This is a genomic window from Nitrosomonas ureae, assembly GCF_900108305.1.
Lineage (GTDB): Bacteria > Pseudomonadota > Gammaproteobacteria > Burkholderiales > Nitrosomonadaceae > Nitrosomonas > Nitrosomonas ureae_B.
Genome location: NZ_FNUX01000007.1, coordinates 20118 through 35494, shown reverse-complemented (window position 1 = coordinate 35494; position 15377 = coordinate 20118). Strand labels below are relative to the sequence as shown.

16 protein-coding genes are annotated in these 15377 nt (G+C 45.8%); 12 read left to right on the top strand and 4 right to left on the bottom strand.

Going from position 1 to position 15377, the window contains the following annotated elements:
* Positions 1–278: 278 nt before the first annotated feature.
* Positions 279–2462, bottom strand: coding sequence for a primosomal protein N' (locus tag C4S39_RS05785; RefSeq protein WP_103966097.1), 2184 nt, complete (start codon positions 2460–2462; stop codon positions 279–281).
* 89 nt (positions 2463–2551) lie between these two features.
* Positions 2552–3967 carry an adhesin gene (locus tag C4S39_RS05780; RefSeq protein WP_103966096.1) on the bottom strand — a complete coding sequence of 472 codons (1416 nt, stop codon included), beginning with the start codon at positions 3965–3967 and terminating at the stop codon, positions 2552–2554.
* Between the two features lie 223 nt (positions 3968–4190).
* On the opposite strand from C4S39_RS05780, the gene C4S39_RS05775 reads away from it, so the two are divergent.
* The 7 genes from C4S39_RS05775 (at position 4191) to C4S39_RS05745 (ending at position 9231) form a co-directional block, all read left to right on the top strand.
* Complete coding sequence (locus tag C4S39_RS05775) at positions 4191–5303, top strand: aromatic ring-hydroxylating oxygenase subunit alpha (protein WP_103966095.1); 1113 nt, start codon at positions 4191–4193, stop codon at positions 5301–5303.
* Positions 5304–5346: 43 nt separating this feature from the next.
* On the top strand, positions 5347–6207 hold the full coding sequence (locus tag C4S39_RS05770; protein WP_103966094.1) for a DMT family transporter: 861 nt from the start codon (positions 5347–5349) through the stop codon (positions 6205–6207).
* Positions 6208–6292: 85 nt separating this feature from the next.
* Positions 6293–6643: a SpoIIAA family protein gene (locus tag C4S39_RS05765; RefSeq protein ID WP_103966093.1), complete on the top strand. Its 351-nt coding sequence runs from the start codon at positions 6293–6295 to the stop codon at positions 6641–6643.
* Positions 6644–6774: 131 nt separating this feature from the next.
* Positions 6775–7257, top strand: coding sequence for a hypothetical protein (locus C4S39_RS05760; protein ID WP_103966092.1), 483 nt, complete (start codon positions 6775–6777; stop codon positions 7255–7257).
* Positions 7236–7643 carry a SirB2 family protein gene (locus C4S39_RS05755; RefSeq protein WP_374953014.1) on the top strand — a complete coding sequence of 136 codons (408 nt, stop codon included), beginning with the start codon at positions 7236–7238 and terminating at the stop codon, positions 7641–7643. Before C4S39_RS05760 ends, C4S39_RS05755 begins: the two co-directional genes overlap by 22 nt.
* A 41-nt stretch (positions 7644–7684) precedes the next feature.
* Positions 7685–8197: a GNAT family N-acetyltransferase gene (locus C4S39_RS05750; protein ID WP_103966090.1), complete on the top strand. Its 513-nt coding sequence runs from the start codon at positions 7685–7687 to the stop codon at positions 8195–8197.
* Between the two features lie 53 nt (positions 8198–8250).
* Positions 8251–9231: a Kelch repeat-containing protein gene (locus C4S39_RS05745; protein WP_103966089.1), complete on the top strand. Its 981-nt coding sequence runs from the start codon at positions 8251–8253 to the stop codon at positions 9229–9231.
* Between the two features lie 32 nt (positions 9232–9263).
* On the opposite strand, the gene C4S39_RS05740 is transcribed toward C4S39_RS05745, so the two are convergent.
* Together C4S39_RS05740 and C4S39_RS05735 are read right to left on the bottom strand one after the other, a co-directional pair.
* Positions 9264–10496, bottom strand: coding sequence for an EAL domain-containing response regulator (locus tag C4S39_RS05740; RefSeq protein WP_103966088.1), 1233 nt, complete (start codon positions 10494–10496; stop codon positions 9264–9266).
* 160 nt (positions 10497–10656) lie between these two features.
* Positions 10657–11061, bottom strand: coding sequence for a hypothetical protein (locus tag C4S39_RS05735; protein WP_258039305.1), 405 nt, complete (start codon positions 11059–11061; stop codon positions 10657–10659).
* A gap of 260 nt (positions 11062–11321) precedes the next feature.
* On the opposite strand from C4S39_RS05735, the gene C4S39_RS05730 reads away from it, so the two are divergent.
* From C4S39_RS05730 to C4S39_RS05710, 5 genes are all read left to right on the top strand, one after another.
* On the top strand, positions 11322–11975 hold the full coding sequence (locus C4S39_RS05730; protein WP_103966086.1) for a hypothetical protein: 654 nt from the start codon (positions 11322–11324) through the stop codon (positions 11973–11975).
* A 6-nt stretch (positions 11976–11981) separates the two neighbouring features.
* The gene (locus C4S39_RS05725; RefSeq protein WP_258039304.1) at positions 11982–12269 is read left to right on the top strand and encodes a hypothetical protein; all 288 of its coding nucleotides are present in this window, start codon (positions 11982–11984) and stop codon (positions 12267–12269) included.
* 219 nt (positions 12270–12488) lie between these two features.
* Positions 12489–13124: a TetR/AcrR family transcriptional regulator gene (locus C4S39_RS05720; RefSeq protein ID WP_258039303.1), complete on the top strand. Its 636-nt coding sequence runs from the start codon at positions 12489–12491 to the stop codon at positions 13122–13124.
* Positions 13125–13186: 62 nt separating this feature from the next.
* Positions 13187–13459: a DUF4242 domain-containing protein gene (locus tag C4S39_RS05715; protein ID WP_103966084.1), complete on the top strand. Its 273-nt coding sequence runs from the start codon at positions 13187–13189 to the stop codon at positions 13457–13459.
* A gap of 154 nt (positions 13460–13613) precedes the next feature.
* The gene (locus C4S39_RS05710) at positions 13614–15362 is read left to right on the top strand and encodes a tetratricopeptide repeat protein (RefSeq protein ID WP_103966083.1); all 1749 of its coding nucleotides are present in this window, start codon (positions 13614–13616) and stop codon (positions 15360–15362) included.
* Positions 15363–15377 lie beyond the last annotated feature (15 nt).

The following is a 15377-nucleotide window of genomic DNA, read 5'->3' as shown; positions in this document are numbered from 1 at the left end:
ATACTCCTGCAACCAAATTGGAGTCAGTATGCCATATTTAATTAAGGTGGATAAAAGTACAGATTCTGGATTAATAGAGATAAGTAATATTTGCTGGACCTTCATAGTTTATTCGCAGGTTCGCGGGATTATTTTTTCAGTGCCAGCCAAATTTCTCGAATACAACCCGAAGTTTACTGAAATACCATTCACCTTCGCAAGTCATCGTCTTGTGAAGGCGCACATGATTGCTAGAATATTTCATCGGGCGCTTGCCAAGGATAGAAGTCCGTTATAAATCAAAATTCAATTGGATCAACATCCAGTACCCAGCGTACTTCGCGGACAGGCAATGCATTTATTTGCCTATACCAGCCAGCGAGAAATGTCTGTAATTGTTTGCGTGAAGTCGATTGTATGAGTAAGTATGCGCGTTCCATTCCTTTTAAACGCAACAGCTGGGCAGGCACTGGATCATAAATTTCTATCATTTGAGCAGGTTTGGCCAAGTGCGCGGCTTGCTTTAGAAAATTAAGCACGATTTTGATGCTATGGGCTTCGGCACGCAAAAGTGCTTGATATACATAAGGCGGAAATCCGGCTATTTTTCTTTCCATCAACAGTGCCTGCGCAAGGGTATCATAATTGTGCCGTTGCAACGCATGATACAGAGGATGATCGGGAAACCCGGTTTGAATTAACACATGTCCTGCAACATTGGCCCGGCCTGCGCGACCGGAAACTTGCATGAGCTGCGCAAATAAACGTTCGCTGGCACGAAAATCCGTACTATAGAGCGAGGTGTCGGCATTCAAAATACCGACCAGTGATAAGTTAGGAAAATCATGCCCTTTGGCTAGCAATTGGGTGCCGATCAGAATATCTACTTGATGGGTATGAATGGCGTGCAAAATTTCTTTCCAGGCATTCTTGCGGCGTGTGCTGTCGCGGTCGATGCGCAGAATTCGCGCTGATGGAAAATGTGCTCGCAGCGCTTCTTCCACACGCTGCGTACCTTGACCAAACGGTGCGATATCCTGATTGCCGCATTGCGGACAAGCACGCGGGAAGCTTTCTTCATGACCGCAATGATGACAGCATAATTTTTTATCGCGTAAATGAACCACAAGACGACTGGAGCAGCGCTGACAGAGCGCACTCCAGGTGCAGGATTTGCATAGCAGCACCGGCGCATAGCCGCGCCGGTTGATGAAAATCAGGCTTTGGTATTTGTTTGTCAGACATTTTTCCAATGATTTGAGTAGCGGTTCCGAGAGTCCATCCTGCGGTTTATGAATACGTGTATCAATATACTGAATTGAAGGCAGCTTGGCGTTTTTCATTGCGCGAGAAGCTAGGCGAATATATTGGTAACGGCCATTGATCGCATTGAAATAACTTTCCAGGGACGGCGTAGCGGAACCCAGCACCACAGGAATATTTGTTTCCCGTGCGCGAAAAATCGCCAAGTCACGCGCGGAATAACGTAATCCATCTTGTTGCTTGAATGAGCTGTCGTGTTCTTCGTCGACGATGATCAGCCCCAGCTTGGATAGTGGCGTGAAAACAGCCAGGCGTGTGCCTAGGATAATTTTAGCTTCACCCCGTTGGGCTTGCAGCCAACCGGTTAATCGTTCCGTGTCGTTGAGCCCGCTGTGCAGATTGATCAATAAAACGGTACGAAAGCGTGCACGAAAAACTGCTTCCAGCTGAGGTGTTAAATTGATTTCTGGAATCAGCACCAATGTCTGTTTGCCGTGTGACAAAGCCGATTCGATGAGACGCAAATATACTTCGGTCTTGCCGCTTCCGGTTATCCCATGCAGCAACCAGGTATTGAATCGTTCAAGTTCCGCAGTCACGGTTGTTACTGCATTGGCTTGATCGGCTGTCAAGGTGGGAACGATTGCAGTTTTGGATGGAGATGTCTCGATTGTCGGTTTTTCGGCTACCCAACCGAGTCGCTTCCATTCAATCAGTAACTTACTGGCACGTGGCGAAATTTGTTTAATTTGCTGGGTAGTCAGTATGGTTGCATTTTGAAATTCCGTCAGCAAGCGCCGCGCCACGCGGTTGCGCGCAGAAATCATGGTGATATCGATCAGTCTGCCTGAATCCGTGAGACTCAATGGATGGTGTACCGGATCTTTCAGTTTAACCGGTTTATTATTGCGCAGCAGTACGGGCAAGCCGTTCATGATCACCATGCCGAGCGGATGATGATAATACCGACTGCAGAATTGAAACAGATCCAGCAATGCTGGCGGGAGCGGATTAATTTCCCGGAAAATGCAGTAAACGGATTTAAGCTTCTCGATCGGAACCTGGGTCTCCGTATCGATTGCCATAATAATGCCCGTGAGCTTTTTTTTACCAAAGGGTACGCACACACGCAGACCAATATCATGCGAGCTGGCATTTTCGGCTTGATAATCAAACAGAGTGTCGACAGGAACGCTGAGGGCGACGCGAATGATGACCATAAGCAGCCGGAATTATCGCGACTGGGGGACGTTACTCACCGGATTTTGAATTAATTCCAGTGCGTAACTGTCCAGAGTGAAGTAATAAATTATTTCGAAACGCGATACAGTGTAGTGGGCGCTTCGCCGGATTTCTCTAATTTTGCCGTTGCTCCGTCGGAGCTGATCGCGAAGCTTGTGCTGCCTTCCACATCGGAGAAACCGACACAACCATTTGTATTATAAGTATAACCTGAAAATATGAGTTTGTTGTTTCCTTTGTCGTAGGTATAAGATGCAAATTCGATACCAGGTTTTCCGCATTTCTCTTGATCTTCGCGTTGTGCTTCACCCGTTGGGTCAAGCATCAGGAATTTACCGTTTGGAAAAAATACCAGCGTTTGAGTTTTGATGGCATTTTCATCATAAGCCCAGGCTCCGATAATTCCGGTTGCATCGTTATCAATTTTTGCGAAACGTGTTTCCTTGACCTCTTTTTCTGCAACTTCATTTTCGTTGCTGAGTTCGATTGGCTTGGCGATATGAAAGAGTTCGCCAAAAACGCTGGTTTTTTCCCGCTCTCTTTGTACTGTCACGATGTCAGAATATATCAATTCAAAACCATCGGTACGTACCCTGCGAGTTGGTCCCGGATCAGATAAGCCGGCTTTGATATTAGTATCGATAGTGGGTTTTCCAACCAGTTTGAATCCGCGATTATCAAAATCAATAGCATTGGCAATGCCTGCTTCGACGCCTGCCTGAAATATGGTACGTCCACCGCAGACGCGATTTTCGTCACAGGAATCATCCGGCCTGGCTTCGGCATGCAAATATTCCCCGCTGTTATCGGCGGCCACTCGCAGTACGCTGGCGGTTTGATTGGTATAGCTTACCCAGATTTGTGCACTGAGCAGCGCGACACCCTGTGACATAAAGTGATCGCGGGCTTCCTCGGGAGTTCTGGTTTCTCCTTCGATGTTTCCAGCTTCCATGATACTTTTTAAATTAGCGGATTCAGCAAATGTTTGCGGATCACTGTCGAGATTAATGGATCCGTTGACAGCAGCGGCTGTTTCGCGTGAAATGGAAATGCCGTTGGATAAATCTCTATCGGAATCAAGGGATTGCAATAGAATCAATAAATTTTGTAATTTGTTGTTGCTATCTCCTGCCAGCTCAATCGGCGTTACGATTTGTGAACCCGGGATATTTCCCAGTGTCAAACCGCCCAGTTTGAATTCGATCTTGTCGCCATGGTTGAAGCTGAAATTACCTTTCTCATCGGTTGTGCCCGATTTGCCTGAAGAAGCGTTGTAGGTAACTCCAGAGACTGGAGAATCAACTAAAATACCGACTGCCGGGCCAGTGGGCATATTTCTTTTGGTAGCCGACGCGGAGGATGAAGATGCCGATGTTGCAGCAGTGTTCTCGTTACTGCTGTCACAGGCGGCAAGCCCGGCAACAAACACTGTGGATAATAATATTATCCATGAACTCTTTTTAAGTGGGGGTGTGGATTTCATTAAGATGCTCTCTTTTTGATTAATTAAAAAATTCAATCTTGTACAATTTACACTTTGCGATTGTTACAACAAAAAGCGGATGCTGATATTCTACTATTAAGATTGCTATTATAGCCAAGCAATCGTTTTTTCGTTTCTTACTTGCATCGTCGGGTTTCAAATTTTTGTCTTTTCGTGTATTTTCGCCGCTAATTTTTTACTAGGGAGAATATAGGGTATTAATATGTCAAATATGGCTGAGATCTCACAACTGACTGGAATGTCAGCGCAACTCCCCATTGACTGGTACCTGGATCCAAAAATTCTTGAAATTGAGAAACATATCCTTTTTGATCAAGGGCCGGGATACGTGGGTCACGAAGTAATGGTGCCAAATATAGGAGATTATTATGTACCGGAACGAATGGAGAAGGCTAGAGTGCTGGTGCGCAATGAACAAGGGATTGAATTGCTTTCCAATGTTTGTCGGCATCGACAAGCCCTGCTACTGAATGGTAGGAGTAATACCAAAAGTATCGTATGTCCGATTCATCGCTGGACGTATGCACTGGATGGAAAACTGCTGGGTGCACCGCATTTTGATCAGAATCCCTGCCTCAATCTTGCAAAAACATCGTTGCAAAACTGGAATGGCTTGTTGTTTTCCGGTCAGCGCAATGTGTCGCGGGATTTGACAAATCTAAGTACCGATGTCCTTCAGGGCTTTGATTTTTCCGGTTACTTGCTGGATCATGTGCAGGTCGATCACTATGATTGCAACTGGAAGACCTTTATAGAAGTTTATTTGGAGGATTACCATGTTGATTCGTTTCATCCGGGCCTGGGTCATTTCGTCAATACCGAAAAACTCAATTGGGAATTTGACAGTTGGTACAGTGCACAAACCGTAGCCATCGATAGCGCGCGCCTGCAGAAACCAGGCAGCCCTGTATATGCCAAATGGCATGAGCAAGTGCTGCAGCAAACTGAAGGAAAGATGCCGTCACATGGCGCCATATGGTTGTTGTATTTTCCTAATATCATGGTGGAGTGGTATCCCTATACGCTGGTCATTAGCACGATATTGCCAACCGGGATTGAAAGTTGCATGAATATCATTGAGTTCTATTATCCGGAAGAAATTGTTTTATTCGAGCGCGATTTTGTGGAGGCTGAACAGGCCGCCTATAGAGAAACCGCACGTGAGGATGAAGAAATCTGTCGATCAATAACCGCAGGCCGGCGTGCATTATATGCTCAGAATCTTAGCGAAACCGGGCCTTATCAAATGCCAATGGAAGCCGGAATGGAGCATTTTCATCAATTTCTGCGGCGTGAGATCGAACCCCATCTTTGATGGCTGTTCACTCGTAATTATAATATTTAAGGAAGACGGATTAATGCGCTCGATGTGGATGCTGGTCGCTGCATTTATGTTTGCTGGTATGGGTGTACTGGTTAAGCTCGGAGCTGCTTATTTTTCCAGCACCGAGCTGGTATTTTATCGATCGTTGTTTGGTGCCTGGATAACCTACCTGATCCTTCGTTTTTATCGCTTGTCGATACGCACGCCACATTGGCGGATTCACTGCTGGCGTGGAGTAACGGGTCTGGTCAGTCTGCTGATGTTTTTTTACTGCTTAACGCAGTTGCCGTTAGCCACTGCCGTTTCGCTGAATTATACTTGGCCGCTTTTTGCTGCGTTATTTTCCACCCTGATTCTGAAAGAGCATATTCACTGGTCACTGGTTGTAACCGTGATATTGGGTTTTATGGGAGTCATGTTGTTGTTGCGTCCTACCGTGCCTGATGATCAATGGTTCTCGGGTGTAATGGGCATTGCTTCAGGTTTTTTTGCGGCAATTGCATATATCAATGTCAAGCAGCTAGGTAATCTGGGTGAAACGGAATGGCATGTAGTATTCTATTTTACCTTGATTAGCACCGTATTAACGGGCGTGTGGCTGCTGTTTACCTCATTTAGTCCCATCACCGGACATGGGTTGCTGTTGTTGCTCGGGATCGGCCTGGCCGCAACCCTGGCGCAATTGGCGATGACGCGCGCTTACCATCAAGGTATTACCTTGGTGGTATCGTCATTGGGTTATAGCACGGTATTGTTTTCCAGTCTTTGGGGAATTTGGTTTTGGAATGAAATTTTATCACCGGTTGCCTGGTTGGGTATGGGGCTGATTGTTGCGGGTGGATTATTCAGCGGTATCTTAGGTTTTAAATTGACGCCAGCTGTCACTTCAAAATAACTCTGTAATTGTCTGCCAGCAGGCAAAATTTGCACCAATTCGTTTAATTGCCTATGATGAGCTTGTTATCATTTGGAATGGAATTATGATTACTATTCAAAAAAAGGGTAATTTGGTAATTGTCGCGGTTATTGGTGAGTTTACCTTGACCGATTATCGTGAATTTGAGCAACAGGTTCTATACCGGCAACATTTTGATGGTAAAGCAAATCTTTTGTTTGATTGGCGCGACATGCTCGACTACACCGTTGATGTCGCCTGGGAAGAAATCAAGTTCATGCGCGATCATGGCAACGAGTTTAACCGGGTAGCAGTTGTCACGGATGACGAATGGCAAACTTGGGGTACTTGGGTTTTTAATTTGTTTGTAAGTGCCAACGTAGCAGTATTTCATAATTATGAAGAAGCCGAAGAATGGGTCTTGGAGAATGAGTAACCGGAAAATCCGTTCCATTTCAACGACTTTGTTTATATGTAGGCATGTATTGCACAGAGATGGATGCACTTCGATCAAACATGATGATCTTTGGTGCTCTATAGTTTTGTTTATGAACGATAATAATCATTATGGATGAATTGATACTTGCTCGGATATTGCATGTACTGGGCGTGGTTTTGTGGATTGGTGGCGTGGCGATGGTAACGTTGGTGCTGTTGCCGCTGCTCGCGCGCATGTCATCGGCAACGGAAGCAATGGAAATTTTTGCTCGTTTCCGGCGGCGTTTTGCCGCGCAAGCACGGATTTCCACATTGATCGTTGGTTTAAGTGGTTTTTACATGGTATACGCACTGGATGTCTGGCAGCGCTTTGTACAATGGCAATATTGGTGGATGCATGCCATGGTGTTAATCTGGCTGTTTTTTAGCGTAATGCTGTTTGTTATGGAGCCACGTTCCCGCCGCCAGGCTGCGGTATCCGCACAGAAAAACATCGCTCCTGAGATGTTCGCCAAAATTCAGCGTAAGCATATGACCTTATTGATACTCAGCCTGATCACCATAGCTGGTGCCGTGGCCGGTAGCCATGGATGGCTGATTCCTGGGAATTGATAATGGATTATGCGGTATTAAAAATGATTCATGTCAGCAGTGTGATTTTAAGTTTCTCATTATTCTTTTTTCGCGGGGTCTGGTTGATTCAGGATTCCCAAAAGCTACATCAGCGTTGGGTCAAGATTCTGCCGCATATCAATGATACGGTATTACTTATCAGTGCCATTCTGCTGGCGGTCGTGATTCAGCAAAATCCGCTGGATCATGCTTGGCTGACTGCGAAGGTATTCGGCTTGCTGGTTTATATTGGCCTGGGTATGGTAGCGATGCGTTTTGGCAAAACCCGCAAAGCCAGGATCACCTCGTGGATAGCCGCGCTTTGCGTGTTTGCGTATATTGTTCTGGTCGCATTAACTAAAAGTCCCGTCTTGGGTATCGGCTAGACTTATCCGGCACTATATTTCAGAGTAGTGAGTACGGTCGAATGGATTTTTCTACTTTTCGTCTTGAAAAGGCCGGTTATCACCAGGCGCAAGCTATTAGCGATCTAATCAATCAGACCTATCGCGGAGAGGTCGGATGGACTACAGAAGCTGCGATTATTCAGGGCGACAGAACCGATCGGCTGGAAATAGAAGCTGCCATGACGCGCTCTGATAGCTGTTTCTTTGTTGCTTATCAATCATTCATGCTGGTGTCGTGTATTTATGTGGCAAAAGAAAAAGAGCATGCATACATCGGTTTTCTCTCAGTTCATCCCAGTCTGCAACAACAAGGGCTTGGCAAATATATGCTTGAATATACGGAGGCCTTTGCCTATAACATGATGCAAGTGCGCAAATTTAGCATGTTCGTAGTGTCGCAGCGTCCTGAATTGATTGCGTTTTATCAACGCAGAGGCTATCGTTTGACTGGTCAAGTGAAAGCTTGTCCGTCACATTTGGGCATACCGAAGGCTTCCGGTCTGACGATTGATTATCTGGAAAAGGTTGTGTAAGGTAGAACCTGATCCTTGCGATTATCATTTAGCCAATCATAAGGGAGCATCCCATGGCAAAATTAAAATTTCTGATTGTCTTATTGGTTTTTTGCAAAACTGCACTGGTACATGCGCAATCCGCTGATCCTGGTATTTGGCATAATGCAGCGCCGACACTGGAGAAACGCACCGAAATTGCAGCCGCGGCGCTGGATGGAAAAATTTATGTGGTGGGTGGATTCAGTCAACCGAGCCTGAGCAATGTGCTGGATTTCGCCGTCAGCCGCATGGTGGAAGTTTATGATCCCGCCACCGATACCTGGACTGAAACAACGCCGCTGCCAGAAGGCCGGCATCATGCTGGAATTGCTGCCCTGAATGGCCATTTATATGTGATTGGCGGCTTTACTAAAGGCGGTTTATCAGTATGGCGCGCAGTTGCCACGCTATATCAATTTAATCCGGTTAATCAAACCTGGCGCGAACTGAAATCCATGCCCACTGCGCGCGGCGCATTGGGTGTGGCGGTACATCAAGGTCGCCTCTATGCCGTTGGCGGATATGACGGTGATAACAACTCCGCAGCTGTAGAAGTATTCGATCCGCAAACCAACGTTTGGACTTCTGCTGCACCTATGCCGACCGCACGCGATCATTTGGCGGTTGTAACTGCAAGCGATAAGATTTATGCCATTGGCGGACGTCCGGACCTGAATTACCGCAAAAATATGGATGTGGTCGAAGCTTATGACTTCGTCACGAATCAATGGCACGCGCGCGCCAAATTACCGACCGCACGTAGCGGCATTGCCGCCGGTGTGATCGACGGACGCATTTACGTGGTGGGAGGTGAATCCGGTGAAGGCACGTTCAATACTCATGAAATGTATCTGCCAAAAGAGGATCGCTGGGTGATGATGATGCCGATGCCGACGGCCCGGCATGGATTGGGAGCAGCTGTGGTCAATGACCGGTTACATGTCATCAGTGGTGGTTTGACGCCTGGAGCATCGTTCAGCCAAGTACATGAAGTGTTTACGCCGCCACATTAAATGCTGGGCTTTGTAATTCCAGAGACGAAGAATCAGGAAGATTCCGGTGCGATGATCAATTCGGTATGTACCTTGTTTTGCCATTCGTGCATCCAGCGGGAGAAGTCATCAGGCAGCAACGGTCTGGAAATAAAATTACCTTGAGCCATATCGCATCCTGTTTGCCGCAAAAATTCCCAATCGTTACGATCCTCGACGCCTTCCGCTACGATATCCATGCCCAATTGCTTACCCATCGATAAACTGGCGTCGTAAATGGCGCGCAATGTGTCATCTTCACATGCGCGGTGCACGAAGCTCTGGTCGATTTTAAGTTCATTGAAAGGAATATCGCGTAATTGCGCTAATGATGAATGCCCGGTACCAAAATCGTCAATCGATAAATGGAATCTTTTGAGACGTAGCCGTGCCAGGATTTCCAGAGGTATGCGCGTATCGGATCCCATTAATTGGCTTTCTGTGACTTCGAGTACGATTTTTTGTGGTGGAAGGCCGCTTTCGGTTACCAGATTAACAACGAAATCCTGGAAATCCAGTGAGGCCAGGTTATCCATCGAAACATTAATTCCAGTCCGTAATGTTAGCCCGTTTTGATGCCACTGCTTGGCTTGAGCTACAGCCTGCTGCAAAACCTGGTGCGTCAAATCGTCAATCAGATTATTTTCTTCTGCGATGTGGATAAACCGATCAGGCAAAATGATCCCATCTTTCGGGTGATGCCAGCGCACTAATGTTTCCGCTCCGATAACATCGCCCGTCGCTACCGATACCTTGGGCTGGTAATAATTGACTAATTCATGATGCGCAAGGGCGGATTGAATATCCGCGGCAGTGTAAATTTTCTGACTGGGTTGCTGCCCGGCTGAAGAATCAGGTTTCCATTGTTGCAATATTTCAGATAATTTTTCAGGATCTACAGGCTTGAGAAGGTAACCCAGCATGGATATTTTGTGTGCATGAACCAGTCTCTCAGCGGTTTTGAGCATGCGTTCGTCTTCGCCACTGACTAGAATCAGTTTGCCATGATACTGTCGATCTACCAGGTAACGCACAAACTCGATGCCATCCATATCCGGCATGTTTAAATCGAGTAATATCAAATCCGGACGGGTGTCGATGTGGTCGATTTTTCTCAGAGCATCCGAACCGTTATCGCAAGTGACGACGGAAGCATAACCCAGCTTGGCAAGCATGCGCGTCAGGAGTTTGAGCATGAAGGTGTCGTCATCGAGGATCATTATTTTGACGTTGGATGCGCTAACCATGACTTGCCTTTATTATTATATAGTTTGAAAGAGGTGCAAAATTACTGCATACAGTATCGTACGATCATACACTGTGTCGTGAAAAAAATGATAGAAATCACTTTTACCGATATGGCATGAATTGTGAAATTGCTTGTATAAGTTGTATCATGTTAATTGTTTAGCGTACTTGGTATCCCATCACTCTGATGATTTCCCACTTGAAATCATGCACATGAGCATCGTCACCTGTCAGTGGCATGGAAAGGGCGCTTTTCGTTATTGGTGGCAGCTCCAGGTTGATTTGGTGTTGTTTCGTTTCGTGGGACATATTTGCATGCATGTGCATCTGATGATGATCATGGATCGGGGTCATGCTGACAACCAACTGTGTCACATGATAATGATCATTGCCATTATAGATGGTGCCACTGAAAATCCCCCAGCCGAATCCCGCGTCAATTTTAAGTTGTTGAATTGCTTCTGTGGGTAATTCGATTGGATTCGGGTGTTGCGCATCGGATTGCCGACAACAATCTGGAGTGGTAAGAGATTCGTTAGTCAATGCAGGATACGAAACAGTCATTAATATTATAATAAATAGAGGGAGTCTCATTGATTGTGATAGATTAGCCATTCAATATCCTTAACAGAGAAGTAGTTTAAATAATATTTGAGAGAGATTATAAATCAACGAACCTGATTTTATTGGTTCAGCGATAATTAACTGATCGAGTTCGCGCAAAGATTAATATCTGTGCATCTTAAAAAATATTTCTTGGTACAGGATATATTCTGCCTCAGAATATTTATTGAGGTTTTGATCCATTGATTATGGAGGCGTTCATGAAGCAGAAAATACTTTCGATCATGCTGATGTTATTGGTGGGATGTGCATCGATACCATCTGAGGCTCCGGAGCTTTCGGCGCAGCTTGGCGCCCGGATTTCTTCGCTGGAAGCGGCGCATGTCAGGCTTTTGCAAGAGTTCTTTCGTGACAAAAGGTTGCGTGTCGATGATTTTGTGCAAGAAGTATGGGTGCCGATATTTGCCCAGGAATTTTTCAGTGACCCCAAAGTCGATGCAACTTGGAAGCAAGTCGTTCGGTCGCAAGATGCAAAAGATCGCCTAACCTTTATTACGCTGACCGGACCCAAACTTCAAGTGAAAATTAATCAAAAGCGTGTTGAACTGATTCAGCCGCTGGATGAGCTTGAAGCGGTGATACGAAGCAAACTTAAATCGGAATATGATCAGGCGCGAGCGATTAATAATTCATTGACCGCTTTTCTGCAGTCCGCATCAAAAGTCGAGGAAAACAGAAAGCGTTACCTCGACATGATCGGAGCGGCAAGTACGGATATCGATAAATTCGTCAACCAAACCGATCAAGCTGTATCCGAGTTGGTTGTTGCTTCTCGCAGTATTGAAGACCGTGTGCAAGACGCGGAGAAATATCGCGAAAAGATCAAAATGATTCTTGATAAACTGCGTAAATGAGGTGTGATGATGACAATCGACTGGGATAAATTTCAAGCGGAATTGGATCAGGTCATTAATGAAGCGGGAGATAGAACAGATAATAAGCTTGCAGGGAAGATTTCAGTAATTACTCGCTTATCGGACGATGAAATTGAGAAACTTTTTCCAGAACCGGCTGAAGTCAAGAAGCTTGCGGAGTTGATGGAAATCATTAAGCGTTCTGGCGATCAAAATGAAAAAATCAATAAAATTGTTGATAATGCCGACGAGTTTGGCGGAATTATCCTCAAGTTGCTTACCAGGTTGGTATAGCAGCAATATTCCACATCTGATACTCATTGCGTTGTGCAGCGCCGGCTATAGGGATTTGCCTCACTTTATGAAAGCTGTGTGTTGTCGCCCCTGATTTGCAACCCGACCTATGACGGGCCTAGCGTACCTACGGAAGAATACCGAATATAAAAAGCCTGTTGTCAAACGCTTCCTAAAAAAGTGAATGCATGCTGTTAAAAAGCTATCGGGAAATTTTTAGTGATTGACATTCAAGACAACTGGTCGTATTGTATTCCGATGTCAAAATCAACCAAAAAAGAATTTAATCGCGAGAGCCTGTTGAATCAGGGTGTAACTCTATTCATGGGGCAAGGTTATCATGGGACCGGATTGCAGGAGATTCTCGATGCAGTGAACGTTCCCAAGGGTTCTTTTTATAATTATTTCGACAGCAAAGAAGATTTTGGAGCTGATGTCATCCAGCACTATATTGGTCCATTTATTACGCAATTAGCCAGACATTTGGATGATTCTGATACGGATGCGCTTGGTGCAATTCAAGGTTATTTTGATGAGCTTATTGTAGAGCTTGAGAAAAATGAGTTTAAGGGCGGGTGTCTTTTAGGCAATCTGATGGGTGAATTAGGGGATACCAGTAGAGTGTGCCAGAAATCTCTTCAAGCAGCGGTCAGACGTTATCGGGAATTGTTGCAGTTTGGATTAGAGAAAGCGCAGCAGCAAGGGACAGTCAGATTGGATAAATCAGCTGAAGAAATGGCTGATTTGCTGATAAATTCCTGGCAAGGCGCCTTATTGCGGATGAAAATAGAAAAATCATCCGCCTCGGTTAAGCAATGTTGTCATAATTTGCTAGGAGATTATTTTATGTCTTAGTTTTTTTATGTAATTAAAATACGACTGGTCATGTTAATTTAATCAATCTTACTGGAACTACTATGCCAAAATATATTATAGAACGTGAAATTCCTGGAGCAGGATCATTGACATCGCAGGATTTGCAAGCTATTTCTCAAAAATCATGCGGTGTATTGAGCAATATGGGTGCACGAGTTCAATGGCTGGAAAGTTACATAACGGATGATAAAGTCTATTGCATCTACATTGCCCCAGATGAAGCTGCCGTCAGAGCGCACGCTGAACAAGGCGAGTTTCCAGCCAACCGTATTTCTCGAATCAAAACGGTGATTGACCCAACTACGGCCGAATAGAGACATGAAAACCATGCCTGTTTATGAGCGTTGGTTTTTTACGGTATTCTTGGCTATGTATAAAAAACTGACTTGGTTATAGCGCTTTTTAGTAAGCTGCAGACAGGTAACTATAGTCATTTAGCAATGGCAATTTATTCAAGGGGTACATATCATGCGATTTTATGCTGCTGTTCGTTTCACACCATTCATTTTGACGTTGATTTTAGCAAGTATTGGTGAATCATTCGCCGAGGCTAAAGCACTAGACATAACGCCCAAACAATTAGCTGCCGCAGGATCGGAACGAGGGCATCAGCATCATGTGGCATCTGAATTGACACCTCAGCCAGGCGCAGACGGCCAGCTTGCTCCCAGGCTGCTTAACCTGGGTTCGCATACTTTCCCGGTCAGCACGCGTAACCCGTTGGCGCAACAATATATCAACCAGGGTCTTAATCTCGCTTATGCATTCAACCATGCCGAGGCACGCCGGGCATTTCGTGAAGCGGCGCGGCTGGATCCCAACCTCGCAATGGCGTACTGGGGACAAGCGCTGGTACTTGGTCCCAACATCAACGTAATGATGGAGCCGAATGAAGAACCGAATGCTTTGGAGATCGTGCAAAAGGCCAAAGCGCTGATGATGAATGCATCTTCGAAAGAGCAGGCGTTAATCAGTGCTCTTGAAAAACGCTACTCAGGACGAGCCGAGCATCGAGAAGAAAATGATAAAGCTTACGCGCAGGCCATGAAGAAAGTGCTTCAACGTTTCTCGCATGATGAGGATATTGCAATGCTGTATGTAGAATCCATGATGGATCTGCGGCCCTGGGGCTACTGGATGCTGGATGGTCAAGCCCATGAAGGAACAGCAGAGATTGTGGCGTTAACTGAAGAAGTGTTGCGGCGCAATCCGGAACATCCCGGCGCTCTGCATATGTATATCCATCTGATAGAACCGACTGATACCCCCGAGCGTGCAGAGCAAGCAGCTGATAAGTTGTTGACGTTGATGCCTGAAGCAGGGCACATGATACACATGTCATCGCATATTTATCAGCGTGTAGGCCGTTATGCCGATTCAATAAAAAGTAACCAGCTTGCAATCGCGGCAGATGAGAACTATATCGCCCAATGTCAGGCGCAAGGTGTATATCCGATGGTGTACTATCCGCATAACATTCATTTTCTCTGGTTTGCAGCGACATTGGATGGTCAAAGCAAGCTTGCTATCAGCGCGGCACAGGAAACAGCCAGTAAGATTGGTAATGAAGTGCTGGAAACGATACCGCTGACAGCCATATTCCGCGTAACGCCTTATTGGGCACTTGCGCGATTTGGATACTGGCAGGAAATTCTCGCTCAGCCCGCACCTCCCGTAACCAATCTGTTTTTAACCGGGAGCTGGCATTATGTGCGTGGGCTCGCATTTGTCGCGACAGAACAATTGCAGCAAGCCGAGAAAGAACTGGAGGTGTTGCGCAAGATTATGAGAGATCCTTTGTTGGATGGTCCGTTACTCTCGAAAAATACGACCAAGACCGTACTGAGCGCTGCACCTGAAGTTCTCGCCGGAGAAATTGCCGCTGCGCATGGAAAATTTGATCAGGCCATTGCATATCTTGAGAAAGCGGTGCGCCTGGAAGATGCTTTGGTGTATACCGAGCCATCAGAATTTCCCTTGCCGCCACGTCTGGCATTGGGCGCTATTCTCTTGGAATCAGGACGACCGAACGAAGCAGAAACAGTTTATTGGGAAGATTTGCGCCGGAATCGCAACAACGGATGGGCACTTTATGGTTTAGCACAGGCATTGCAAGCGCAAAATAAAATTGATGAAGCGGCGATTATCACGGCACGTTTTGAGCAAGCGTGGGCGCGTGCCGACATAAAACTGCAGAGATCTCGCTTTGGGCGCTAATGAACTAAGTATATT